Origin of the sequence: Microbispora sp. NPDC049125 (assembly GCF_040802045.1) — a bacterium.
Classification (GTDB): domain Bacteria; phylum Actinomycetota; class Actinomycetes; order Streptosporangiales; family Streptosporangiaceae; genus Microbispora.
Map to the genome: position 1 here is coordinate 48,502 of NZ_JBEZDW010000028.1, position 25,446 is coordinate 73,947.

17 protein-coding genes are annotated in these 25,446 nt (G+C 69.5%); 10 read left to right on the forward strand and 7 right to left on the reverse strand.

Annotation, left to right across the window (positions count from 1 at the left end):
* Position 1: 1 nt before the first annotated feature.
* Positions 2–1,405: a hypothetical protein gene (locus AB0B72_RS27920; RefSeq protein ID WP_367742019.1), complete on the forward strand. Its 1,404-nt coding sequence runs from the start codon at positions 2–4 to the stop codon at positions 1,403–1,405.
* 39 nt (positions 1,406–1,444) lie between these two features.
* Here the strand turns inward: AB0B72_RS27920 and AB0B72_RS27925 are convergent, their stop codons facing one another.
* Positions 1,445–2,614, reverse strand: coding sequence for a cytochrome P450 (locus AB0B72_RS27925; protein ID WP_367742021.1), 1,170 nt, complete (start codon positions 2,612–2,614; stop codon positions 1,445–1,447).
* A gap of 12 nt (positions 2,615–2,626) precedes the next feature.
* The gene (locus AB0B72_RS27930) at positions 2,627–3,343 is read right to left on the reverse strand and encodes a helix-turn-helix domain-containing protein (protein WP_367742022.1); all 717 of its coding nucleotides are present in this window, start codon (positions 3,341–3,343) and stop codon (positions 2,627–2,629) included.
* Positions 3,344–4,059: 716 nt separating this feature from the next.
* Here AB0B72_RS27930 and AB0B72_RS27935 point away from each other — a divergent pair.
* The 4 genes from AB0B72_RS27935 to AB0B72_RS27950 all read left to right on the forward strand — a co-directional run bounded on the left by AB0B72_RS27935 (position 4,060) and on the right by AB0B72_RS27950 (position 16,653).
* Positions 4,060–13,161, forward strand: coding sequence for a hypothetical protein (locus AB0B72_RS27935; RefSeq protein WP_367742023.1), 9,102 nt, complete (start codon positions 4,060–4,062; stop codon positions 13,159–13,161).
* A gap of 296 nt (positions 13,162–13,457) precedes the next feature.
* On the forward strand, positions 13,458–13,925 hold the full coding sequence (locus AB0B72_RS27940) for a hypothetical protein (protein WP_367742024.1): 468 nt from the start codon (positions 13,458–13,460) through the stop codon (positions 13,923–13,925).
* A gap of 383 nt (positions 13,926–14,308) precedes the next feature.
* Positions 14,309–15,046 carry a lysostaphin resistance A-like protein gene (locus tag AB0B72_RS27945; RefSeq protein ID WP_367742025.1) on the forward strand — a complete coding sequence of 246 codons (738 nt, stop codon included), beginning with the start codon at positions 14,309–14,311 and terminating at the stop codon, positions 15,044–15,046.
* 140 nt (positions 15,047–15,186) lie between these two features.
* The gene (locus AB0B72_RS27950) at positions 15,187–16,653 is read left to right on the forward strand and encodes an ATP-binding protein (RefSeq protein WP_367742026.1); all 1,467 of its coding nucleotides are present in this window, start codon (positions 15,187–15,189) and stop codon (positions 16,651–16,653) included.
* Positions 16,654–16,675: 22 nt separating this feature from the next.
* Here the strand turns inward: AB0B72_RS27950 and AB0B72_RS27955 are convergent, their stop codons facing one another.
* The 3 genes from AB0B72_RS27955 to AB0B72_RS27965 form a co-directional block, all read right to left on the reverse strand.
* Positions 16,676–18,610, reverse strand: coding sequence for a maleylacetate reductase and hydroxyquinol 1,2-dioxygenase domain-containing protein (locus AB0B72_RS27955; protein WP_367742027.1), 1,935 nt, complete (start codon positions 18,608–18,610; stop codon positions 16,676–16,678).
* Between the two features lie 167 nt (positions 18,611–18,777).
* Entirely contained in the window at positions 18,778–19,650 is an 873-nt protein-coding gene (locus tag AB0B72_RS27960; protein ID WP_367742028.1) for a helix-turn-helix domain-containing protein, read from the reverse strand.
* 187 nt (positions 19,651–19,837) lie between these two features.
* Entirely contained in the window at positions 19,838–20,629 is a 792-nt protein-coding gene (locus tag AB0B72_RS27965) for a maleylpyruvate isomerase family mycothiol-dependent enzyme (protein ID WP_367742029.1), read from the reverse strand.
* A gap of 59 nt (positions 20,630–20,688) precedes the next feature.
* Here AB0B72_RS27965 and AB0B72_RS27970 point away from each other — a divergent pair, with 59 nt between their 5' ends.
* Positions 20,689–20,835 (forward strand): hypothetical protein, encoded by a 147-nt coding sequence (locus AB0B72_RS27970; RefSeq protein ID WP_367742030.1) that lies wholly within the window; start codon positions 20,689–20,691, stop codon positions 20,833–20,835.
* 33 nt (positions 20,836–20,868) lie between these two features.
* Here the strand turns inward: AB0B72_RS27970 and AB0B72_RS27975 are convergent, their stop codons facing one another.
* Complete coding sequence (locus AB0B72_RS27975) at positions 20,869–21,243, reverse strand: hypothetical protein (RefSeq protein ID WP_367742031.1); 375 nt, start codon at positions 21,241–21,243, stop codon at positions 20,869–20,871.
* Positions 21,244–21,679: 436 nt separating this feature from the next.
* On the opposite strand from AB0B72_RS27975, the gene AB0B72_RS27980 reads away from it, so the two are divergent.
* Positions 21,680–22,600: a hypothetical protein gene (locus AB0B72_RS27980; RefSeq protein ID WP_367742032.1), complete on the forward strand. Its 921-nt coding sequence runs from the start codon at positions 21,680–21,682 to the stop codon at positions 22,598–22,600.
* Positions 22,601–22,728: 128 nt separating this feature from the next.
* Here AB0B72_RS27980 and AB0B72_RS27985 read toward each other — a convergent pair whose 3' ends face one another.
* Complete coding sequence (locus AB0B72_RS27985; RefSeq protein WP_367742033.1) at positions 22,729–23,037, reverse strand: hypothetical protein; 309 nt, start codon at positions 23,035–23,037, stop codon at positions 22,729–22,731.
* A gap of 147 nt (positions 23,038–23,184) precedes the next feature.
* On the opposite strand from AB0B72_RS27985, the gene AB0B72_RS27990 reads away from it, so the two are divergent.
* From AB0B72_RS27990 to AB0B72_RS28000, 3 genes are all read left to right on the forward strand, one after another.
* Entirely contained in the window at positions 23,185–24,279 is a 1,095-nt protein-coding gene (locus tag AB0B72_RS27990) for a sensor histidine kinase (RefSeq protein ID WP_367742035.1), read from the forward strand.
* A complete protein-coding gene (locus AB0B72_RS27995) occupies positions 24,276–24,929 on the forward strand; it encodes a response regulator (RefSeq protein WP_367742036.1) in 654 nt (217 codons plus the stop codon). Before AB0B72_RS27990 ends, AB0B72_RS27995 begins: the two co-directional genes overlap by 4 nt.
* Positions 24,930–25,049: 120 nt before the next feature.
* Positions 25,050–25,439, forward strand: coding sequence for a hypothetical protein (locus tag AB0B72_RS28000; RefSeq protein WP_367742038.1), 390 nt, complete (start codon positions 25,050–25,052; stop codon positions 25,437–25,439).
* Positions 25,440–25,446: the final 7 nt, after the last annotated feature.

Genomic DNA, 25,446 nt, shown 5'->3' on the forward strand with positions numbered 1-25,446 from the left:
ATTGTCCCTGACCAACGATGTCGTGCGCACCCCGATCGAGCCGCGCACGGTCGCCTTCGGAACGGTGGAGGCGACGGTCGACTACTCCCAACTGCGCGCCCTCGGCCGGGACAAGTACCCCGCTTACTTCAACAGCACCTTCCGCCTGTTGACCGCGGACGACACGGAGATCTGGCCTCACATCGCCGAGTTCCGGGAAGAGGATCGCACGTGGCTGGCCCACGCCGTCTTCCTGTACGGCAAGAACCTGCGCGCCCTGCCTCGCGACTTCGACCACGCCGGCGCGATGGCCCGGCTGATGAGGCGCGCCTCCGTGCGTACGGCCATGCCTGGCGCCCAGAACGACGCGTTCGAACGTGAGGCGCTGCGAGCCGGCGGCTGGGTGTCGACCGTGGTCGTCAAGGCGCTCACCCCGCCCGGGCAGGACTTGGCCGCCCGCCTGAATCTCATCTACAACCCGCCGGGCTCGGACAAGGGCGAAGACGGGACGGCCAAGGTGGGGGTGCTGCGGAAGGACGTCCTCGCGAAGGAGCTCATCCCCGAGCTGGTGGCGGTGGTGGACGAGCAGCTCGCCCATTGGGTCCGGCCCAGGGGCGTCCCGCAGGAGATGGAGTCGATCCACCATCTCCAGCTGATCGCCGACTTCCTGCAGAAGTACGTCGCCCTCCGGCTCCGGCCGTACGCGGACGCCTGGGAGAACGGGCCGTATTTCGACGGCTTCCGATACTCGGAACGCCTGCAGAGCACCTGGGAGCTGCCCAACCAGCACCCCAACCGGCTGAACTGGCTCCTCAACAGGGCCCAGGCGATCGGCTGGGACAAGCAACGGGGGGCGCTGCTCGCCAAGGCCGACTACGACGGCACCCGCCCCGGCGACTCGGAAACGCTGCACGTCCTCCTCGACGAGCTCCTCAGCACCGACGCCCTCCTGAGCAAGAAGGTGGGCACCCTCGTCAAGCTGACCGGGGCGCACACGGGAGGTGAAGGCAAGATCTCGATCCAGCCGATCTTTCCCAGCCCCTCGTGGGGGACGAAGGCCGACTGGCGCTGGCGGCTGATCCGGACCCTCGTGCACGAGCTGATGCACCGGCTCGCCCATCCGGCCTTCACCGCGAAGGCCAAGGAGATCCGGCACGGCCAGATCATCGGCGAGGGCTTCGTCGACCTGCTGGCCACGGACGTCTACATCCAGCTCTGCAGGGACGTGACCGAGGTGAGATCCGGTGTCGAGATCTTGCTCCACGGACTGGACGCGACCGTCACGCCCGACCCGTCGTTCCTGAAGGTCGGCTACGGCGAAGCGGGCGCCTCGGCGACGGCGGTCCGCGACCTGGTGGGCGACGACCGGGTCCGTGCGGCGTTCTTCCTCGGCGCCACCCACCTGATCGGCCTCCCGCTCACCTGATGAGGCCTGCCGTCCGGTCGCGTCGGTTGAGGTCAGGGGTCACGGGCTGACGAGCACAAGGTCGAGCACGTCGATGCCGACTGGGGTGCGCCCGGTCACGATCCGGCCCAGCGACCACGGACCAGGAAACCGGCGCAGCAGTGCGCGCACCGCGACCGCGACCTCGTGCCGGGCCAGGTGCGCGCCGAGGCAGAAGTGCACGCCGTGGCCGAAGGAAAGGTGCTCGTTGGGCGTTCGGCCGGGCCGGAAGTCGTCCGGCTCGGCGAACACCCTGGGGTCCCGGTTGGCCGAGAGCACCATGGCGATCACCCGCCGGCCGGTCTCGACGGTGTGCCCGGCGATGCCGGCCGGGCCGGTGGTGAACCGGTCGGTGCCGCCGACCGGGGGCAGGAACCGCAGCACCTCCTCGATGGCATCGGGTACCAGTTCGGGGGCGGCGCGTAGCCGGGCCAGTTCGTCCGGGTGAGCCGCCAGGCACAGCACGGTGTTGACCAGCAGGGTCTTGGTGGTCTCGTGGCCGTTGACGAGCAGGAGTGTGCAGAAGTCGAGCAACTCCTCGTCCGAGAGCCGGCTGCCGTCCGGTTCGGCGGCCAGCAGAGTGTCGATCACGTCGCCGCGGGGCCGGGCGCGGTGTTCGGCGAACACCTCCCGGAAGTACTCGACCAGTTCGGCGTGTGCGGCGCGGAACGCGGCCTGGCGCACCGGGTCCTCGGCGAACGAGCCGGCGAAGGAGGTGATCGCCTCGGTCCAGCGCACGAAGTCCGGTAGCCGGTCCGCTTCGACTCCGAGCAGCGCGGCAATGGTGCGCACCGGCAACGGGTAACCGAGCCGGCCGATCACGTCCAGCTCACCGTCCACATCGGTTAGCCGCGTCCGTACGGTGTCGATGATCGAAGGGAGCAGTGCCTGGATCGCCCGGGGCGTGAAGGCGCGGCCGACCAGCCGGCGCAGCAGGTGGTGCCGGGGCGGGTCGATCGCGGACAGGCTGCCGAGAAGCGGGTTGTCCCGGTGCGGCACAGGTCGCGCGCTGTAGCGCAGCTCGTCGGAGGAGAACACCCGGTGGTCGGTGAGCACCCGGCTCACCTCGGTGTAGCCGTGCACCACCCACGCGCCGAGCGGTTCGACGAAACGCACCCCGTCCCCGGCGAGGCCGTCCCGTGCGGTCTCCCGGTGCCATTCGAGGATCTCCCCGACGACGTCATCAGCCATGCGGCGAGTGTGTTAGTCCTGGCCGGCCGAGGCTTGGAGAAAACGGACATCCGGCAGCAACGTCGTCGGCGGCGCCCCCACCGCGTCCCGGAACTCGGCGAGCAGGTGCGACTGGTCGTAGCAGCCGCTGCGCACGGCGATGTCCGCCCAGTCCGGGCGTTCGCCCCTGGCCACCGCGGCGTGCGCGGCGGCGAGTGCGTGGTGCAGCCGAACCACCCGCACGTAGGACTTGGGCCGCAGCCCGACCGCCACCCCGAACCGCCGCCGTAGTTGCCGCTCGGACAACCCGGCCTGGGCGGCATGCCGGCCCACCGGCGCACCTGGCGCCGCGTGCATGGCCGCCAGTACGACGCGCACCCGCTCGTCGACCCGGCATCGCCCGGCCCGCGTACGCACCAGTGCCAGCGCCCCCGCCAGCCGCTCGGACACCGACCCGTCCAGCCGCACGGCCTCGATGGGCGCCCCGTCCAGTGGCACCTCGTCGGCCGCGACTCCGAACAGCCCGGTCACCGTCCCCGGACGCAGCCGCACCCCGACCAGGGCTCCGCCCTCGGGCAGCGCGCCCTGCCGGCCGCGCGTCTCCGGCCCGGCCAGCCGGCACGCCCCATCAGGCATGACCAGCAGGTCGACGGCGGGTTGCGGCAACCCTCTCGGCACCGCGTCGCCGTCGAGCACCCAGTTTCCGGCCACCAAGTGGGCCAGGTCGGCGGGGACGGGCAGTTCGGTCACCCGTGCAGTCAACCGGGCGGCCGCCGCGTTCGCCAGTGGTCAAGCGGACGGAGGACGCGGGGTGGGCCAGGACGGTCGGGGCGTGGGCGCCGCTCTCGGCGAACCGCTCCAGCCGCCGAACGCTGACGTGCGGAGACCCCATTCGAACCTGTGTACGACTCTGTGGAAACTGTGGATAACTCCGCGACCTGCGGACGCCTTGTGACCCCCTGGCCGGCTGTCCGGAGTGCCGTTCGCGTCCTGGTCCTCCCGTGGCCGTCAAGTCGGCCGAGTCGCCCCAGGCCCGCTGGGTGCGCGGCGACGCCCTTCCCTCGCCGTCTCCAGGACACGCACGTCGGCGCCCAGCAACCGCCTGGGGCTTCCGTGGCTGGAATAAGGCATATGCAAGGTCATTTCATAAGCGGGTGACGGCGGCCTCAACGGTATTCTTCGCTGCGTCCCGCTGAAGATCATGTGGACAGAAAGCGCAAACCCCCCGTTTCGCAAACTCGGTGATGTCTACTGCGACGCCAACGGAGGTCGGTTTGCTGGTCCGCGGTTTCATGCGCAGCGGTTCCTTTCGGAGCAGTCTGGCGGGATTCCTCGCATGTACGGTCGGCCTGGGGCCAATGGCGCATACCTCCTCCGCGGAATCTCGCGATGGGAACGGCGGCCGGTCGTTCGTGCTCGATTGCGGGCCGGGCCGGACAGGTCCGACACTACGGCTGACCCACCATGTGCGCCGCGATGGCGACCGGGCGATTGTCACGGCGGAGATTGCCAATACCGGGAGCATCGACGCGAAAGGGGCGAGCTTCGCGGAAGATCTGTCCGCCGCGCCCCAGCAGCAGATCCTGGGCGAGGCGCGAGCGACCTCGGGCGAGCTGACCTTCCAGAAGCCGCTGCTCAGGTGGACGGGCGATCTCGCGGCCGGTGACAGCGCCACGATCCGCTTCGCCAGCCGGATGCCCGCTGAGCGGATGTCCGTCCCGGTGGTCGACGCCGAGGCGGGGCGGACCTGTCAGGACTCGGCCGCCGGGTCAGAGGCCGCACCGGCACCGACCGGTACGCCGACCGGTTCGGCGACCGGTTCGCCGGCGGCTGACCGCCGAGCGCCTGCCGATGCCACGGCTGAGCCGGCGTCCGAGGCCGTGGACCGTACGGCCGCTCGGCTCGCGTCGTCCGCCGGGGCCCGAGGTGGGACCCAAGCCGGGACCCAAGCCGGGACCCAAGCCGAGACACAGTCAGAGACACGGTTCGAGGGGCAGTCCGAGGCCCGGACCGCTCGATCGAGTGCGAACACGGCGGCGCGCCGGGCGCCGATCACGTTCTCGCAGCGGTACGTGGACAGCTACCGGGGGGCGGTGACCCGGGCGGGGAACGCCGTGGTCACCTGCTATCCGCCCCAGGTGCCGGCGTGCCCCGCGCGCCGTGACGGCAGCGGCAACAACGAGGTGGCCGCCACCTTCATCGACGTGGACAGCGACGCCGCGACGTTCGACTCCAGCACCGCCGACCTCGTGATACCGGCGGGCGCGCAGGTGGCGTTCGCGCGGCTGTACTGGGGTGCGCGAGGCCAGACCACGACCGACACGACGGGGCTGCCGTCGGGCAACCGCTTCGCCCCCGACATCGCCCGGCGCGGACAGGTGCTGATCAAGGCCCCGGGTGCGGGCGCGTATCAGACGGTCACCGCCTCGGCCGGTGACATCGGTGACACCCCCGACGGCTTCACCCCGACCGGCATCGTGTACGGGGCCTCCGCGGACGTCACCTCCCTGGTGGCGTCGGCGGGTGGCGGCACGTACGCGGTGGGGAACGTGCAGGCCGCGCGGGGATTCGACGGTCTCGGCGCGTTCGGAGGCTGGTCGCTGGTGGTGGCCTACCGGGACTCGTCCCTGCCGCTGCGGAACATCTCGGTGTTCGACGGCTTCCTGACTCAGCAGGCCGGAGCGGCGGCCACCACGATCACACTGTCCGGGTTCCAGACGCCGGTCACCGGCACCGTGAACGCGCAAGTGGGCGACATCGCGTACGACGGTGACAACGCGATCGTCGGTGACTCCCTGGCCATCAAGACCACCAACGGGCCTTTGACCACGCTCAGCGACGCACTCCACCCGGCGAACAACTTCTTCAACTCGACCATCGCCACCCTGGGCAACCAGGTGACCAACCGGAATCCCACGTACACCAACACACTGGGGTACGACTCCAACATCGTCAACGCGTCCTCGGCGTTCCGTAACAACGACACGTCGGCCCAGGTCATCTTCAGCACACAGGGAGATTCGTACTGGCCGCACGCGCTGTACACCCAGATCGACCTTCACCAGGCGAACATCCGGCTGACCAAGACCGCCCAGGTGCTGGGTGGCGGCGTTCCCGTGCCCGGCTCGGTGGTGGAGTACACCATCACCGCGACCAACATCGGTGACGACAACGCGGTGGGAGTGGTGCTCTCCGACCCGATCCCCGCCAACACCACCTACGTTCCCGGGACCATCTCCATCGCCACGGGGCCGAACGCCGGGCCCAAGACGGACGCCGTCGGGGACGACCAGGGGGAGTTCGTCGGCAACCAGGTCCGTGCGCAGCTGGGAACCGGGGCGACTCCCTTCATCGGCGGCACGTTGGCGGTCGGCCAGTCCACCAGCGTGAAGTTCCGGGTCACGCTCGGACAGGGGGCGCCCGGCACGACGGTGACCGACACCGCGACCGTCACCTACGCCAGCGCCGACACGCCGGCTCAGGGTGGGACGTCCTCCGCCATCGCCTCGACCGTGGTTCCCGTGCAGACGTCGTCGCTGGCGATGCTGAAGACGGCGTCCCCGAACACGGTGGTGGCGGCGGGGCGGACGATCGTCTACTCCTATCGGGTCACGAATACCGGCGACACCACCCTCACGAATGTGGGTGTGACGGATGTGACGTCCGGCTCCGGTGGCCCGGTGGCGGTGTCGTGCCCGGTGACGACGTTGGCGCCGGGGGCGTCGACGACGTGTACCGGGACCTATGTCTCGACGCAGGCGGATGTGGACGCGGGGTCGATCGTGAACACGGGGACGGCGTCGGGGACGCCTCCGACGGGTCCGCCGGTGACGGCGAGTTCGACGGCGACGGTGACGATCGCGGCCGCCCCGGGGCTGGCGTTGCTGAAGACGGCGTCTCCGAACGCGGTGACGGCGGCGGGCCGGACGATCATCTACTCCTATCAGGTCGTCAACACGGGCAATCAGACGTTGACCGGCGTCGGCGTGACTGATGTGACGTCCGGCTCCGGTGGCCCGGTGGTGGTGACGTGCCCGGTGTCGACCTTGGCTCCGGGGGCCTCGACGACGTGTACGGGGACGTACGTGTCGACGCAGGCGGATGTGGCGGCCGGGTCGATCGTGAACACGGGGACGGCGTCGGGGACGCCTCCGACGGGTCCGCCGGTGACGGCGAGTTCGACGGCGACGGTGACGATCGTGTCCGCTCCCGGGCTGGCGATGTTGAAGACGGCGTCTCCGAGCACTGTGACGGCGGCCGGGCGGACGATCGTCTACTCCTATGACGTCAGGAACACCGGCAACCAGGTGCTGACCGGCGTCGGCGTGACCGACGTGACCTCCGGCAGTGGCGGTCCTGTGGTGGTGACATGTCCGGTCACGACGCTGGCGCCGGGGGCGTCGACGACGTGCACCGGGACCTATGTCTCGACGCAGGCCGATGTGGACGCGGGGTCGATCGTGAACACGGGGACGGCGTCGGGGACGCCTCCGACGGGTCCGCCGGTGACGGCCAGTTCGACCGCGACGGTGACGATCGCGGCCGCCCCCGGCCTGGCGATGCTGAAGACGGCGTCTCCGAACGCGGTGACCGCGGCCGGCCGGACCATCACGTACTCCTACCAGGTCGTCAACACCGGCAATCAGACGTTGACCGGCATCGGCGTGACCGATGTGACGTCCGGCAGCGGTGGCCCGGTGGCGGTGACCTGTCCGGTCACGACGCTGGCGCCGGGGGACTCCACGACGTGTACCGGGACGTACGTCTCGACGCAGGCTGACGTGGCGGCGGGGTCGATCGTGAACACGGGTACGGCGTCGGGGACGCCTCCGACGGGTCCGCCGGTGACGGCGAGTTCGACCGCGACGGTGACGATCGCCTCCACCCCTGGCCTGGCGATGCTGAAGACGGCGTCCCCCGGCACGGTGACGGCGGCGGGCCGGACGATCATCTACTCCTATCAGGTCGTCAACACGGGCAACCAGGTGTTGACCGGCGTCGGCGTGACGGACGTGACGACCGGCAGTGATGGACCCGTGGTGGTGACGTGCCCGGTGACGACGCTGGCTCCCGGGGACTCCACGACGTGCACGGGAACGTACGTCTCGACGCAGGCGGATGTGGACGCCGGATCGATCGTCAACACCGGTACGGCGTCGGGGACGCCTCCGACGGGCCCGCCCGTGACGGCCAGTTCGACCGCGACGGTGACGATCGTGCCCGCCCCTGGCCTGGCGATGCTGAAGACGGCGTCTCCGAACGCGGTGACCTCGGCCGGCCGGACGATCATCTACTCCTATGACGTCGTGAACACGGGCAACCAGACGTTGACGAATCTGACGGTCACCGATGTGACGTCCGGCTCCGGTGGTCCGGTGGCGGTGACCTGCCCGGTCACGACCCTGGCACCGCAGGAGGAGACGACATGTACGGGCACGTACGTCAGCACTCAGGCTGACGTGGCGGCGGGGTCGATCGTGAACACGGGTACGGCGTCGGGGACGCCGCCAACCGGTCCGCCGGTGACGGCCAGCTCGACGGCGACCGTGACCATCGTGTCCAGTCCAGGGCTGGCGATGCTGAAGACGGCGTCCCCGTCGGCCATGACGGCGGTCGGTCAGACCATCACCTACTCGTATGACGTCAGGAACACCGGCAACCAGACGTTGACGAGCCTGACGGTCACCGATGTGTCGTCTGGTTCGGGGACGCCGGTCGTGGTGACATGTCCCGTCACGACACTGGCTCCGCAGGCAGAGACGACGTGTACGGGGACCTACACCGTCACCCAGGCGGACATCGACGCGGGGTCGATCACGAACACGGGTACGGCGTCGGGGACGCCTCCGACGGGTCCGCCGGTGACGGCCAGTTCGACGACGACGATCACTGGAACGCCGGGTCCGGCGCTGGCGTTGCTGAAGACGGCCTTCCCCGGTGCGGTGACCGCGGCCGGCCGGACGATCACCTACTCGTACGACGTCGTCAACACGGGCAACCAGACGTTGACCGGCATCGGGGTGACCGATGTGACGTCCGGCTCCGGTGGTCCGGTGGTGGTGACCTGTCCGGTCACGACGCTGGCGCCGGGGGACTCCACGACGTGTACCGGGACGTACGTCAGCACTCAGGCTGACGTGGCGGCGGGGTCGATCGTGAACACGGGGACGGCGTCGGGGACGCCGCCGACGGGTCCGCCGGTGATGGCGAGTTCGACGGCGACGGTGACGATCGCGTCCGCCCCGGGCCTGGCGATGCTGAAGACGGCGTCTCCGAGCACGGTGACCTCGGCCGGCCGGACGATCGTCTACTCGTACGACGTCGTGAACACGGGCAACCAGGTGTTGACGAATCTGACGGTCACCGATGTGACGTCCGGCTCCGGTGGCCCGGTGGTGGTGACCTGCCCGGTGACGACGCTGGCTCCGCAGGAGGAGACGACATGTACGGGCACGTACGTCAGCACCCAGGACGACGTGGCCGCCGGCTCGATCGTGAACACGGGGACGGCGTCGGGGACGCCTCCGACGGGCCCGCCGGTGACGGCCGGCTCGACCGCGACGGTGACGATCGCGTCCACCCCTGGCCTGTCGATGTTGAAGACCGCCTTCCCCGGCACGGTTGCGGCGGCGGGCCGGACGATCATCTACTCCTATCAGGTCGTCAACACGGGCAATCAGACGTTGACCGGCATCGGGGTGACCGATGTGACGACCGGCAGTGATGGTCCCGTGGCGGTGACCTGTCCGGTGACGACGCTGGCGCCGGGGGACTCCACGACGTGTACCGGGACTTATGTCTCGACGCAGGCCGATGTGGACGCCGGGTCGATCGTGAACACGGGGACGGCGTCGGGGACGCCGCCGACGGGTCCGCCGGTGACGGCGAGTTCGACCGCGACGGTGACGATCGCGTCCGCTCCCGGCCTGGCGATGCTGAAGACGGCGTCCCCGAGCACGGTGACCTCGGCCGGCCGGACCATCACGTACTCCTACCAGGTCGTCAACACCGGCAATCAGACGTTGACGAATCTGACGGTCACCGATGTGACGTCCGGCTCCGGTGGCCCGGTGGTGGTGACCTGCCCGGTCACGACGCTGGCTCCGCAGGAGGAGACGACATGTACCGGGACGTACGTCAGCACCCAGGACGACGTGGCCGCCGGCTCGATCGTGAACACGGGGACGGCGTCGGGGACGCCGCCGACGGGTCCGCCGGTGACGGCCAGTTCGACGGCGACGGTGACGATCGCCTCCGCTCCCGGCCTGGCGATGCTGAAGACGGCGTCCCCCAGCACGGTTGCGGCGGCCGGCCGGACGATCGTCTATTCGTACGACGTCGTGAACACGGGCAACCAGGTTCTGACTAATCTGACGGTCACCGATGTGACGTCCGGCTCCGGTGGTCCTGTGGCGGTGACATGCCCGGTGACGACGCTGGCGCCGGGGGACTCCACGACGTGTACCGGGACCTATGTCTCGACGCAGGCCGATGTGGACGCCGGCTCGATCGTGAACACCGGGACGGCGTCGGGAACGCCTCCGACGGGGCCGCCGGTGGCGGCGAGTTCGACGGCGACGGTGACGATCGCGTCCGCCCCGGGGCTGGCGTTGCTGAAGACGGCGTCCCCGAACGCGGTGACGGCGGCGGGCCGGACCATCACGTACTCCTATCAGGTCGTCAACACGGGCAATCAGACGTTGACCGGCATCGGGGTGACCGATGTGACGTCCGGCTCCGGTGGTCCTGTGGCGGTGACGTGCCCGGTGACGACCCTGGCGCCGCAGGAGGAGACGACGTGTACGGGAACGTACGTCAGCACCCAGGCCGACGTGGACGCGGGGTCGATCGTGAACACCGGGACGGCGTCGGGGACGCCGCCGACGGGTCCGGTGGTGACGGCCAGTTCGACGGCGACGGTGACGATCGCGTCCGCCCCCGGGCTGGCACTGCTGAAGACGGCCTTCCCGGGCACGGTGGCGGTGGCGGGCGACGTCGTGACCTACTCGTACAACGTCGTCAACACCGGGAACGCGACGCTCACCGGCCTGCGTGTGACGGATGTCTTCCTGGGGCAGGGGACGCCTCCGACGATCACCTGCCCGGTGACGACGCTGGCGCCGGGGGATTCCACGACGTGTACGGGGACGTATGTCGTGACGCAGGCGGACATCGACGCCGGGTCGATCACGAACACCGGGACGGCGTTCGGCACTCCGCCGACGGGCCCGGAAACCGCGTCCAATCCGTCGACGGCCACGGTCACCGCCGGCTCGGTGCCGAGCGTGACATTGCTCAAGACCGCGAATCCAGGCGTGGTGACGGCGGCGGGACAAGTCGTGACCTACTCCTACCTGGTGACCAATGCCGGGAATGTCACCCTCACGAATGTGGGGGTGACGGATGTGTCGTCGGGTTCAGGGGCGCCGGTGGTCGTGTCGTGCCCGGTGACGACGCTGGCCCCGGGGGCGTCGACGACGTGTACGGGGACATATGTGGTGACGCAGGCGGACATCGACGCCGGGTCGATCACGAACACCGGCACGGTGTCAGGCACCCCGCCGACGGGTCCCGCGGTCACGGCCAGTTCGACGACGACGGTCCCCGATGACGCGCTCCCGGCGGTCGCGCTCCTGAAGACGGCCGATCGGACGACCCTCACGATGGCGGGGGAGACGGTGACCTACTCCTACCTGGTCACCAACACCGGAAATGTCACGCTCACCGCGCTGAGTGTCACGGATACGACCACGGGCACCGGAGGACCCGTGCCGGTGACGTGCCCGGTGACCACCCTGGCGCCGGAAGCGTCGACGACCTGCACGGGAACGTACGTGGTGACGCAGGCGGACATCGACGCCGGGTCGGTCGTGAACACCGCGATCGCCTCGGCCGTCTCGCCGTCGGGCGTGCCTGTCACCTCCGTCGACTCGACCGCGGCGGTGACGGCCGCGTCCGACTCGACGTTGTCGCTGGTCAAGACGGCCGCTCCGGTGACCGTGTCGGCCGCGGGGCAGACGGTGAACTACTCCTACCTGCTGACCAACACGGGCAACCTCACCCTGACAAATGTGAGCGCGGCCGACCAGTCGTTCACCGGCACCGGGACACGTCCGGTGGTCACGTGCCCGGTCACGACGCTGACGCCCGGGGCGTCGACGACGTGTACGGGGACGTACGTCGTGACGCAGGCGGACATCAACGCGGGGTCGTTCACGAACACCGCGACCGGCTCCGGCACCCAGCCGTCGGGTGCGGTGACGGTCTCCAACACGTCGACCGCCACGGTGACGGCCGCGGCGAGCGGGTCGTTGTCGCTGGTCAAGACGGCTGACCCGACGACCGTGTCGGCGGCGGGGCAAGTCGTGACTTACTCCTACCTGGTGACCAATGCCGGGAATGTCACTCTCACGAATGTGGGGGTGACGGACGTGTCGTCGGGTTCGGGGGCGCCGGTGGTGGTGTCGTGCCTGGTGAGCGTGCTGGCGCCGGGGGCGTCGACGACCTGCGCGGGGACGTACGAGGTGACGCAGGCGGACATCGACGCCGGGTCGGTCACGAACACCGCGACCGCCTCCGGCACCCAGCCGTCGGGTGCGGTGACGGTCTCCAACACGTCGACCGCCACGGTGACGGTCGCGGCGAGCGGGTCGTTGTCGCTGGTCAAGACGGCTGACCCGACGACCGTGTCGGCGGCGGGGCAGACGGTGCGCTACTCCTACCTGGTCACCAACACCGGGAATGTCACCCTGACCGATGTGAGCGCGGCCGATGAGTCGTTCACCGGCACGGGGACACGTCCGGTGGTGACGTGCCCGGTGAGTGTGCTGGCGCCGGGGGAGGCGACGACCTGCACGGGGACGTACGTCGTGACGCGGGCCGACATGGACCGGGGGTCGATCGTGAACACCGCGACCGCCTCCGGCACCCAGCCGTCGGGTGCGGTCACGGGCTCCAACACGTCGACGGCCACGGTGAGGGCCGTGCCCAGCCCGCCATCGCCGGCCCCCGGCCCGACGCCATCGCCCGCCGGCCCGTCACCGTCGCCCGGCGATCTGTCGCCCGGCGATCTGCCCGTTGACCCGTCGCCACCACCCTTCAAGCCAGACGCCGAACCGTCGAACGCGATCACCGGGGCCATCCCGGCCTGGCTGCTGGCGCCTGCCTATCCGGTCTGTCAGCGTGGCCGACCACGGTCTCGTGACGTGGTCCGGTACGTCATCACGGTCCGCAACACCGGCTCCTCGAAGCGTACGAAGGTCGAGATCACCGATGACCTGTCCGGCGTCCTGGACGACGGCGAGTACGCCGGCGGCGTCAAGGCCACGAACGGCACCGTGTCGGTGGACACCTCCACCCTGACCTGGCGCGGCACGCTCAAGCCCCACCAGACCGCCGTCATCACCTATCCGATCCGGCTCAGGCGGACCGGTGGCGACCATCGCCTGAGCAACGTCGTCACGGCTCCGGCACACGCCCGCCATCTGAAGGTGTCCGGGCGACTGGCCGGCGGTCCCGGCCGTCACCGCTGCTCCGGTACGGCATTCGCCCGTCACGGGCACGGATAGCCGCCGTGTGAATGGCCGCGGCGGAAACGCGTCCCGCCGCGGCCATCGGCCGGAAAACAAGCGCCGAGAGAGCTTGCGTCAAATCGGAGTCAGCGATCGGTAATCGGCGCCGCCGAATGCCATTGGCGTACGTAGAATCCACGGAGATCCGGCCCCGGCGCGACAGGGAAATCGCGAAGGATTGGTTACGCCGGGCGTCTGACGTCTCGTTCATCACGGCTTGGCGATCGGGTCGTGTCGCGGGGCCCTGAATCGGATATCGACGAAAATCCAACCGATACCTGGGGAGTTGCTCGGTGAACGTGCGATATGCGGCACTTCCGGCAGTGAAAGCCTCCGTCCTGTTGATGCTGGCCTCCACGCTGGCCGCCGGATGTTCCTCGGGCGAGCATGCCGTACGCGAGACCCCGGCCGGGCCGGTGAAATCGGCCGCTGCGATGCCGGACGCGGCGAAGGTCGTGGCCAATTCGCTGCCCAAGAAAATCGCCAATGAGCCGGGCGTCCGCAGGAACGTCATTCAGACCGCGTGCGCGGCCGTACCAGGCGGGTGGGGGGCCGAGGGAACGGCGAGGAACCCCGGAGAAAAGCCGGTCACCTACAAGATCGTCGTTTTCTTCACGACGACGAAGGCGACGACGCTGGACTATGCGCAGACCCTTGCGAAGGTTCCTCCGGGCAAGACGGTCAACTGGAGCGTGAAGAAGGAGTTCAAGGCGGAGCGGAAGATGCTCTGCCCCATGCCGGGGATCAGCGTCGTGGCCTGATGGTCAGGGAAGGCCACCGGCCGGTCGCCGGGGACCGCGGTCGCGGGAGCGCTCCCGAGGCGTGAGACTCAGATGCGCGTTGACGGGCCGGCTCAGGTGGCGAAGATCAGCCTCTCCCTGGCCGGCAGCAGTGCCTCCGGGGAAGCCGGCCCACGGGGGCGAAGGGGCGCGCGGGAGCCGGGCGATGACCTTGCTTGGACCAGCCCGCCACATCACCGTGCGGTCGTAGCGCCGACCATGACCGAAGTCATGGTCGAAGACCTGACGAAGGCTCGATGCGCCTCCCGCCCGTCCTCCCTAGCGTTGCCGGCATGACGATCCTGCGAACGGCAGGCGGACGGCTGAGGTCCGGCTGGTACTGCCTGCTGGTCTTCTTCGCGCTCATGGCGACCATCCTCATAGGCGTCGCGCTCGATCTGCTGCTCCGGCTGATCCCCGGGATACCCCGGGATCTCGACTTCGCGATCCCGATGCTGGCCGTCGCGGCGATCGCCCCGTTCCTGGTCGCCTGCGCCCGCCGCTTCATCGACCGCGTGCCCGGCTTCGAACCCGGCCTGGCCCTCTCCCGGACGGCTCTGCCCCACTTCCTCACGGGCCTGGCCACCGGCGTCGCGGTGATCATCGCCGCGGACGCCGTATGCGTGGCCGTCGGTGCGGCCGCATGGCATCTCACCCTGCCGCCAGACCACCTCATCCCCTTCGTGCTGGGGCCGCTTCTGGCCCAGGCGGTGCCTGAGGAGCTGTGGTACCGGGGCTACCTGTTCCGTAACCTGACCGCCGCGCTACCGCCACGGACCTCTTTCGCGCTCACCACGCTGGCCTTCGGCGCCAACCACATCCTCTCCAACAGCGACGCGACCGGCATCGGCGAGAAGCTTCTGTACGTGGTGCAGGCCGTTGCCCTCGGCGCACTGCTCCTCGCCTGCCGCGTCATCGGCGGCAACCTTTGGCTGCCGATCGGCGCTCACACGGGACACAACATGGCGGCCGAAACGATGATCGCCTACATTCCCGGCCTTTACGGCGTTCTCCTCCTCATCGAGACCATCGCCATGATCGTCACTGCGGCCATTCTTCTGGTCAACCGAAGATCACTCTGTAGCACCACAATCACCTGGTGACCCACACCGGCGGCAGTGAGAGGCCGCCGCCACCGCCCACTACGCCAAGCTCCCGGGCGTCCACGGCCGTTAGTAGCTGAACTATGATAGGTACAGCTATCATAGTTGCAGATACCGCTTAGTCGCATGAGGTGTCGTCGTTGCAGAAGCCGGAGCGCTTGTTCGGTCGCGACACGGAGTGGGAAGATCTCAGGGACTTCGTCGCATCCCCCGTGCCTCAAGCGACGCTCGGGCTGGTTTACGGCCGCCGTCGTCAAGGCAAGACCCTCATGCTCGAACTGCTCGCCCAGCAGACCGGCGGCTTCCTGTTCGGCGCCACACAGCAGACGGAGGCGCAGAACCTCGCCGATCTCGGAGCGGCCTATGCCGCTCATCGTGGCCTGCGCCAGCCCGTCACCTTCCGGACCTGGCGCGAAGCCATGGACGAACTGCTCCGGCTCGGGGAGAACCAGGTCACCCCTCTCATCATCGATGAGTTTCCCTACCTGGTCTCCGCCACTCCCGCCCTGCCCTCCTACCTTCAACAGGCGCTCAGCCCGCTCGGGTACGCCAAGCAGCACACCCAAACCCGGCTGATCCTCTGTGGCAGCGCCCTGACCACGATGACGCAGCTACTCGCCGGTGGCGCGCCGTTGCGCGGGCGGGCGGCCATGGAGTTGGTCGTGCGCCCGTTCCGGTTCCGTGAGGCCGCCGCCTTCTGGGGTGCGGACCACGATCCGGAGCTGGCGTTTCGGTTGCACGCCCTGCTCGGCGGGACCCCCGCCTATCTGGAGATGAGCGGCGGGTCGGGACCCGCCGACGTAACCCGGTTCGACCGCTGGGTTCAGCGGCGTCTGCTCAACCCGGCCTCCGCGATGTTCCGCGAAGGCGCCCTGCTGCTCCGTGAGGAGCCGTCCATCAGTGACCCGACGTCATACTCGGCCACGCTGAGCGCGATCAGCGCCGGCAACCACCGGCGCTCGGAGATAGCGGCGGCATTGGGACGCCCCAGCAGCGCACTCGCTCATCTGCTGTCCGGCTTGCAGGACATCGGCCTGGTCGAACAGACCGACGACGCCCTGCGCGGTAAACGCAGTGTCTTCCGTATCGCCGAGCCTGTCGTACGACTGCACCAGCTTCTCATTCGACGCCATGAGGCCGAACTGATAGCCGGCCGCGCCGACCGTGTCTGGAGCGCCAACGCGGACACCGTGGCCTCTCAGATCTACGGCGCGCACTTCGAGGACCTCGCGCGGCGGTGGTGCTTCGAGCACGCGGCGCCCGAGACGCTCGGCGGCACCGCCACCGCTGTACGCCCGACGGAACTCCCATGCCGGGAACACCGCCGAGGCCACGAATTGGATGTCGTCGTCACTGAGACGGCCTCCTTCGCCGCTGACCGCATCATCGCGATCGGCGAGGCCAAAAGCACCGAGGCTCCCGTCGGCACCCCTCAAGTCGAACGACTGGAACACCTCCGAGGCCTTCTGCCCAGCACCAGGGTCGGCCCTCAGCCCAAGCTCCTTCTGTTCGCCCGCTCCGGCTTCACGAACGATCTCACCCGACTGGCCGGCAGACGTTCCGACGTCGAGCTCGTCGACATGAACCGGCTCTACACGGGAGCATGACGTCCTGAGACGAGACCCCCGGTCAATCGGCCAGGGGGGCGATGCGGAACGTGAAGTCGAGCCGCCGCCACTCCCCGGCGATGTCGCGGCCGTCGGGGGTGGGGCCGTGCTGGGGTGTGAAGTCGACGATCAACTCGTCCTTGACGCCGAACACGCTGTCGCCGTCCAGGTAGGCGCCACCCGCCACGAAAAGCTGGGTGACCAGGCGGCGGTGGCCGGGTGCGGCGATCATGAAGTGCAGGTGGGGCGCGCGGTTGGGGTGGCGTCCGACCGCGGCGAGCATCTGGCCCACCGGGCCGTCATCGGGGATCGGGTACTCGGACGGGAGGATGGACCAGAAGGTCAACCGGCCCTGCTCGTCGCCGCGGAACCGGGCGCGGAGCACCGGACCGTCCTGGTCGGGGAGCTGGACGTCGTAGAAGCCGTCCTCGTTGGACTGCCACACGTCCACGACGGCGCCCCGCACGGGCGCTCCGTGAGTGTCGGTGATCGTGATGTCCGCCCAGAGCGGGGTCCCGTCCAGGCCTTCCGCGATGTCGGAGCCGTGCGCGGCCTCCGGAGGTCCGTCCACGTAGAAGGGGCCGAGCACCGCGGACGGCGTGCTGCCGGGCGTCCGCGAGTTGGCCAGCAGGTCGACGACGCTGGAGATGCCGAGGGTGTCCGACAGCAGGATGAACTCCTGCCGGGCCGGGCCGCTGATCTGACCGGTGCGGGTGAGGAAGTCGATCGCGTACTGCCACTCGCGCTCGGTGACGTCGTTGCTCGTCAGGAAGTGGTGCAGATGCCGCACGAGGTCACCGAGGAGCAGCCCCACCCGCGCATCCGGGGCGTGGCCGAAGCTCGCGACCACCTGCTCGGTGAGCTTGCGCAGTTTCAAGTCGGCGGACTCGGCGGCCCGAGGAGCCGGGCGGCGTCCGTGCCAGGCGTCGCTCAGCAGGCCTTGGACGCCCTCGACGGTCGGCTTCCGGGGGTTGGGATACGGCGTGGACACGGCCAGTTCGGCGGCGCGCGGGAGGTCGGCCTCGGCCATGCCGAGCTCACGCAGCGAGGTGGGAACGTGCAGCGCCGCGATGAGGTCGAACAGCCCGCTCGGTGCGTCGGCGACGCCGAGCGCGCCGGCGATCCGGCTCATGGCGTCTTTCGCCGCCGGCGCGTTGTAGGCCATGACGTGCGGCAGCACGACCGTGTGGGTCTGCGCGTGCGGCAGGCCGAAGCTGCCGCCCAGGGTGTGGCACAGCTTGTGATGCAGGCCCATGCCGGCCGTGGCCAGGCAGGTTCCGGCCAGCCAGGCCGCGTGCAGCAGGTCGGCGCGCGCCTCCATGTCCGAGGGGTCGGTGGCGACCACGGGGAGCGCGCGTGCGATCCGGGAGATCGCGTCGAGCGCCAGTAGGTCGGTGACCGGGTTGGCGTCCGTGGAGTACAGCGCCTCCACGGCGTGCGCGAGCGCGTTGACGCCGCTGGTGACCGACAGGCCGGTCGGCAGGGTGCGGGTGAGTTCCACGTCGTAGACGACGGTCTCGGGCAGGATCGCGGGGGACGACCGCGTGACCTTCCGCCCGTCCCGCGTCTCGCCGAGCACGGGGGTCACCTCCGAGCCGGAGTAGGTGGTCGGGAGGATCACCTGCGGCAGATCGGTGCGCAGTGCCAGCGCCTTGGACAGTCCCGTGGTGGAACCGCCCCCGACGGCCACCAGGCAGTCGGCCGAGGAGCTCCGCAGGGCCTGGAGGGCCTGCTCGGTCACCTCCACGGGGGTGTGCATGACCGCGCCGTCGAACCCGGCCACCATGAGATCGCCGAGCGCGTGGCGGGCCCTCGCGGAAGCCTCCTTCGCGGACGGGCCGGACAGCAGCAGCACGCGGGAGCAGCCGAGCCGCTCGACCTCCTCCCGGAGCCGCTGCACCGTGCCGGCTCCGAAGACCACCCGAGAGGGGTGGGAGACGTGGGTCCAGGTCCTCAATGAGCTCCGCCTCACAACGTCGCCGTATCGCATGGGTCACCTGGAACCGAGTATCGGTCTTCCGCCCGGGTTCCTTCCTGCACGTTCGGCTCGTCTGCCTGCACGAAAGCCGCGCCAGGGGGTGCGCGACGGCGGTCCGGCGAAGGTCCGGGGGAGGTCCTGGGGAGTCAGCCCGCGCGGCGGACGGCGGCAGGGGTCGTGCCCATCCGGGCCCGCATCACCCGGGTGAGATGTTCCTGGTGGGAGAAGCCGCAGCCGACCGCCACCTCGCCGATGGAGGAGGTCCCGGTACGCAGCAGGCGGCATGCCTGCTCCAGGCGCAACCGCAGCAGGTGCTGGTGCGGTGACTCTCCCGTGCTCGCTCTGAACTGCCGGGTGAACTGGCTGACGCTCAGTGAAGCGGCGGCGGCGAGGTCGGAGAGCGGCAGCGGCTCGGCGAGCCGCTGCTCCATCAGCTCCCGCACGGAGGACAGCTGCCGCGACGAGAGCCCGCTCGGCGTTCTGCTCGGCGTGCGCTCGCGGCCGGCGCGATGCCGGTGCATGAGCTGGGCGGCGAGCATCGCGGTCAGGTGGTCCAGGTAGGTGCGTGCCGAAGGCTCCCAGCGCTGTATGACGCCTTGCAAGGTCAGCATGAGTTGCTCGACCAGGGTGTCGGTGGCGCCCAGCTCCTCGGCCAGCTCCACCGCCCGGCCGTCGTTGGCCTCGCGCAACGCCTTGTCCGTGAGGTACGCGTGCACCGTGTCGAGCCAGCCGCCGAGCTCCACCGCCAGAGCGCGACCGGCCGGGTGGAGGAAGAACCCTCCGGGCGGCACCTTCCGCGAACGCCGCGATCTGCCCTGGCCGCGGCTCACCGTGACGGGGCCGTCGAGGTGCAGGACCAGCAGATGGGTGGCCGCGGGGGGGAACTCGGCGTGGTACGGCCGTTCCCGCTGGGTGGAGACGTACAGATGCTCCCACCCGAGACCTGAACTGTCGCGCCGGGGGGTGACCCACGGTTGGCGGAGTATGCCGCACGTGTCGCCCAGACCCAGCTCCCCCATCCTCGTGCCCCCCTCGCACCGAGAATCCGCAGTCGGCTGCCGATCCTACAAACGTCCTCAACGGTGGACGCGGCCGGGCCGTGGCCGCTTCGCGGGTTCGAGCCCGGTGCCGCGACCGACGAACCTGGCGAAGAGTCGTGTCCCACCGGCTCGAGGTGCCGCCAACCGCCCCCGCTACGTCCTACTCCTACGGTTCCCAGGCGCGGAGCAGGTCGAGCAGCCCTGTGTCTCCGTCAACGTGCAAGGATTCGGCCGGGATACGGTCGTACAGGTAGAGGACCAACTCACTGGCCGTGCCATGGACGGAGACGCCGGCTGCGTCCGAGTCCTCGCCGGTCGCGGCAGTGGGCGCGGGGATGCGGGTGGAGCGTGCGCCGTCGCCGTCGGCCGTGAGGCGCCAGGAGCGGCCCTCGGCGGCGTGGAAGTCGAAGGCCGTGGGCTTGTGCGGCCAGGCACTCCGCGTTGCGCAGACAGTGAACAGGAACTCCTCCACACCGTCGAGTGCCACCTCGACCGGCAGCGGCCGCGGGGCGCCCCCGGTGAGCTGGGCGTCGTACGTGTGCACCGCGGTCTCCTGGGCCCGATGCCGGGCGATACCGCCGGAGGTTTGCGGTGACTGCGACGCAGGCCACCACGTCCAGCTACCGCTCTCCGGTCCTGCCTCGCGCAGGGCGCTCAGCAGAACCTGCGTCGACGCGGCCAGCCAGGCCAGCAGGGCCTCACGCTCCCGCGGCAGTTCCAGAGCGGCGCGCGCGGCGGCGGCCTCGGCCGGGGGAGCGTCGGCAGGCCCCGCGCCGACGATGGCGGCCCAGAAACGGTCTCCCCCACCCAGGTGCTTCACCAGATCGAACAGCGTCCACTCGGGGCAGGTCGGCACCTGTGCGTCGAGACTGGGCGCGGCGGCGACCGCGGCGCGGAAGGCGGTCGACCGCTCATCGATCAGTCGAAGCAGGTCAGGGAATTCAAGACTCTTTTCCACGCCGGATGTCTATCACCGTGCTCCGGTGATCGGACAGCGATTTTCACAGTCGCCGCCGGTTGGCCATCACGGACGTCGTCCTCGCCTCCCACCGCTCAGGTGACAGGCTGCGCACTGCTGCGAGGACGCTGGTGGTGGCGGTACGCCCGGTGTCGTGCCTGTGGGAGGAGTTCGCCCAGACGGCCGGGGAGCTGCTCCGAGCTTGATGGCCACCCGCGATCGAGGCTCCCCGAGCAGGCTCAGGCGCAGGCCTCGCCGATCTTCTTCAGGCTGGCGGTGCCGTCGGCGATGGCCTTCTGAGCGCCCGCGATCGCCGACTTCTTGTTCGTGATCTTGAGCTGCTTGAGTTCGGCGGCGAAGTCCTGGAACGCCTGCTTGATCGTGGTGTCACCGGCTGCGGCCGCCATGGTCTCCAGCTCGGTGGCCGCGCCGGACACCGCCTTCTTGAGCTTCGCGGGGTCCTCCGCGCTGGAGCTGAAAGCGGAGAGCTTCTCGCCGATCAGTGGCGGGGCCTCGTTGCACTCCTTGGGCGCCGCCGATGCCGGGCTCGATCCACAGGACGAAGCGAGCGCCACCGTGGCCACCATCAAAGCCGCATATGGGATTAATCGCATGGCGGTACCGTAGCGATGGCGAAAAGCTCCGGCCGCCGAATCGGCCATCGAATGCCGTTGAATGCCGTGACCGGCGACGACGCATGCGGATCTCCACATCAAAAGCCGCCGCCGTCTGAAAGATTCAGGAACGAGGCCGTGCGCCGGCGACACCGGCCGCCGCCGCCTCACGGTGTCGCGGTGTCCCGGCGTCGTTCTGGTGCTCCGCCCACCTTCGGGTCGGCGGGCTGCGCGGTCTGCGGAGGCGGACGGTCTTCGTGTCAGGCGTCGCGCAGCAGGCCCTGGACGCGCGGGTGTCGCGGTGTCATCCGGGTTTCCGGCTGCACGTTCGGCGCATCTCGCTGCACGAAATACGCAAATATGCTGATCTAGGTCGTAGATCGCCTAAACGGCTCGATAACCTCCGGATCACTAGCTGTGATCCATCGGGGGACAAATGCGTATCCGTAACTCTGCCCGCCTGGCCTGCGCCGGTGCCGGGGCTCTGCTTACCGCCGCCGGCCTCGTCATCGCCGGGGCCCCGGCGTACGCCGCGGACGAGTCGAACCTCTCCGTCATGCCGTTGAGCACCCAACTCGCGAAAGGCGTCACGGAGGCCATCGCCAAGCCGTTCCAGTTCCGGGTCGTCAACTTCGGCGAGGCGAAGGCCCAGGCGGTCACCGTCACCGTCGATGTCGGCAAGCTGGACAAGACGCGGGTCGGCTACGTCGTTCCCAGCGGCTGCGTCGCGAACGCCGGGGGCTACACCTGCAAGCTGGGCGACATGCAGGACTTCACCCACAACGTCGGTGTACCGCTGTACAGCCTGGGGGAGGAGGGCCCGGCCGGCGCGCTGTCGGTGAAGGTGGCCGGGGCGACCCCCGACCCCTACCTGGACGACAACAGCGTCGAAGTGCCGGTCACCGTCACCGCGGCGGGCTACGACCTTGTCCCGTGGGCCCAGGATGTGTACGCCGACGTCGTGGTCGACCGCGACGACGACGGCGAGATCGGCCTGACCCCGGTCAAGGCGGGGCACAGCGCCGTCCTCGACTGGGCCATCCACAACTACGGCAGCCGTCCGGCCGAGGGAATCATCCGCTACGGGTTCATCCTGCCCGCCGGCGTCACCTTCGCCAAGCAGCCCGTCGGCTGCCGCACACAGGTGGTGAGCGGCCAGACCATCGCGGACTGCGAGACGCCGTACAGCGTGCTCCAGCCCGGCAAGTCCTTCGCCACCCCGATAAACGTGAGGGTCGACGGCGACGGGACCGACACCGTGATCGGCAACCTGTCGTTCCATGTCGACGGCCCTACAGCCGAAGACGTCGACCCAGGCGATCATGACACCTACTTCGAGGCGTTCACCAGGCGCTAGTGACGGCACCCGAACCAGGTGACGACGAGCCGAACCCGTCCGCCCCGCGGGCGGGTTCGGCTCTGGGACGCGATCGCTTGAGGCGCGCGCCAAGTCTCAAGTGCCCGTCGCGCTCTCGTCCCGTCGGCTCAGCGGTTGGTCCACAGGTGCCAGAACCAGTCGCCCTCGGAGCAGGTGTAGTGCTCCCAGTGGCCTCGGTCGATCCCTCCCTGGCCGGCTGCCACGCAGTTGGAGTGACTCGTGTACCAGTTGCGGTACACATCGTCACCGGCGGGTCGCTGGGCGGCGCCGCCGTCTTGGGGCACGACCACCCCCGCCGGCAGTCGCGTCGGCCGGGTAGCCGCCGTGGCGGGCAGGGCGACGGTGCCGACTGCCGAGACCAGAGCGGCGGCGACGGCCAGGCGGCGGGTGAGAGTGGGAACGCCGGACAGCGTCAAGGGAGCCTCCTAGGCGGTTGTGGCGGTCACCCGAGACCCTGATGCAACCTACAGTCATCACACAACTACCCTGAGTGACATATTCGCCTGTCGCTCGGTCTCCACCGTGAGTTGACCATGCGCAGCCGGACGGCCCACAGTGAGCGCATGAACAGGGCTCTGGCCGTGCTGACCTTCGGCGCGCTGCTCACGCTGCTGATCGGGGTCGTCGCGTCTGGAGAGTCCCTGCCGTCGCTCGTGCTCGGCGCGGTGTTCACCGCGTTGGCCACCGCCGGCTTCTCGTGGGTACGTGCGCGCAATCAGCTGGCCTGGTCGCTCGGGTACGTGGCCGTGCAACTGCCGGTCGCGTTCGTCGTGTTCTCGCTGAGCGCTGGGGTCGCCGCGACGCTTCTGCTTGTTGTGCTGGTCAGCCAGTGCGTGTTGCTACGGTTGCCGCTCGCCGCGACGGCGGTCGTGGTCGGGCTGGTCCCGTTCGTCCACCTCGGCATGTCGTGGGGTGAAGGGCTGCGGGAAGGGCTTGGGATACTTGTCGCCGCGGCGTTCGCCGCGATCGTGACGGAGTTGCTGCAACGCGAACAACGCGCCCGTGTCGAACTGGCCGAGGCGCACGAGCAGTTGCGTGACTACGCCGCGCAGGCGGAGCGGCTCGCAACCGTGCAGGAACGCAACCGGGTCGCACGGGACATCCACGATGGGCTCGGGCACTCGCTCACCGTCGTCCAGATGCAGGTCAAGGCCGCCCGTGCGGTCCTGCCGACCGACACCGCCAAGGCCGACGAGGTGCTCGCCAAGGCCCAGGACCAGGCCGAGGCCGCACTCGCCGAAGTACGCCGCTCGGTCCGCACATTGCGCGAACCACGCGAAACCCCTCCCCTGCCCGATGCCTTGCAGGCGTTGGCCGAAGTGACATCCGCCGCGGGCGTGACCACCAGCGTCGCGATATCCGGCGAGCAGCGACCGTTGCCTGACGAGACGCGCGAGGCCTTGTTCCGTGCGGCGCAAGAGGGTCTGACCAACGTCCGTAAGCACGCGCAGGCAACCCGTGCCGACTTGGTCCTGGACTACGCTGACACCGCCGTCCGGCTGGCCGTCCGCGACGACGGCGCCGGCTCCGCTTCGACGCCTGCGTCCGGTTTCGGCCTGGTCGGGCTCCGGGAACGCGCCGAGCACCTGGGCGGACGGTTGAGCGTCGAGTCGGCACCGGGGGCGGGCTACACATTGAGCATGGAGGTTCCCGGATGAGCCCGGTCCGCGTCCTGTTGGTCGACGACCAGGCTCTGTTCCGCGAGGCCCTGGCCACCCTCCTGGCCACGCACGACGCCATCGAGGTCGTCGGCGAGGCGGGCAACGGCGACGAAGCGATCCGCCGGGCCGCCGAGCTCACCCCGGACGTCGTCCTGATGGATCTGCGCATGCCCGTCCTGGACGGCGTCGCCGCGACCCGCCGCCTGCGTACCGACCACCCAGGCATCGGCATCATCGCGCTGACGACGTTCGACGACGACGAGGACGTGTTCGCCGCCCTTCGCGCCGGAGCTTTGGGCTATCTGCTCAAGGACGTCTCCTCGGCCCAGCTGATCGAAGCCGTCCTGGCCGCCGCCCGCGGCGAGTCGGTGTTGCAGCCGTCCGTCGCCGCGAAGGTGGTCGCCCAGTTCGTCCGCCTGCCCTCGACCGGCGCCCCGGAGCCGCAGCCACTGGTCGTGCCGCTGTCCGGCCGCGAACTCGAAGTCCTCCGCCTCCTCGCCACCGGCCACAGCAACCGCGAAATCGCCGCAACGCTTCACCTGGCCGAGGGCACCGTGAAAAACCATGTCACCAACGTCCTGTCGAAACTGAACGCCCGCGACCGCACCCAAGCCGCATTGCGCGCACGGTCACTCGGTTTGCTCTGACCGTTCCCGCCCGGGTCATGGTCACGTCGTGACCTCGGGCATGACCTCCGGCACATGGCAGAACGGCGGCCGGCGGCGACTCTTGCCGGTATCAGTCGATGCCGAATCAGAGGGGACGTCATGGCGACCATGGGAGCCACCCGGAGTACGAGTCGCAAGCTGGGCCGGTTCGTCTGGCACTACGTCGAGATGGTGATCGCCATGCTCGCCGGGATGTTCGCGCTGGCACCGCTGTGGCCGGACGCCTGGCTGGCACGGCCGGAGGTCGACGCGCTCGTCATGGCGACGAACATGACCATCGGAATGACCGTGGCGATGGTCTTGCACAGGCATTCGTGGGCGCGGATCGGTGAGATGGCGGCCGCGATGTACTTACCGTTCCTCGTCTTGCTGGTGCCGTTCTGGCTCGGGGCGTTGTCCGCCATGGGGTTGATGACGGCCGGGCACGTGATCATGTTCCCGCTCATGCTGGCCGCCATGGTGTGGCGCCGCGACCACTACTGGCACTGAGGTTTCG

What these genes read in the sequence shown, in the direction of transcription:
- AB0B72_RS27925 (WP_367742021.1), bottom strand. Translation starts at nt 2,614, where the DNA reads ATGGCTGATGACGTCGTCGGGGAGATCCTCGAATGGCACCGGGAGACC.
- AB0B72_RS27945 (WP_367742025.1), top strand. Translation starts at nt 14,309, where the DNA reads ATGGCGACCATCCTCATAGGCGTCGCGCTCGATCTGCTGCTCCGGCTG.
- AB0B72_RS27960 (WP_367742028.1), bottom strand. Translation starts at nt 19,650, where the DNA reads ATGGGGGAGCTGGGTCTGGGCGACACGTGCGGCATACTCCGCCAACCG.
- AB0B72_RS27975 (WP_367742031.1), bottom strand. Translation starts at nt 21,243, where the DNA reads ATGCGATTAATCCCATATGCGGCTTTGATGGTGGCCACGGTGGCGCTC.
- AB0B72_RS27980 (WP_367742032.1), top strand. Translation starts at nt 21,680, where the DNA reads ATGCGTATCCGTAACTCTGCCCGCCTGGCCTGCGCCGGTGCCGGGGCT.
- AB0B72_RS27990 (WP_367742035.1), top strand. Translation starts at nt 23,185, where the DNA reads ATGAACAGGGCTCTGGCCGTGCTGACCTTCGGCGCGCTGCTCACGCTG.
- AB0B72_RS27995 (WP_367742036.1), top strand. Translation starts at nt 24,276, where the DNA reads ATGAGCCCGGTCCGCGTCCTGTTGGTCGACGACCAGGCTCTGTTCCGC.
- AB0B72_RS28000 (WP_367742038.1), top strand. Translation starts at nt 25,050, where the DNA reads ATGGCGACCATGGGAGCCACCCGGAGTACGAGTCGCAAGCTGGGCCGG.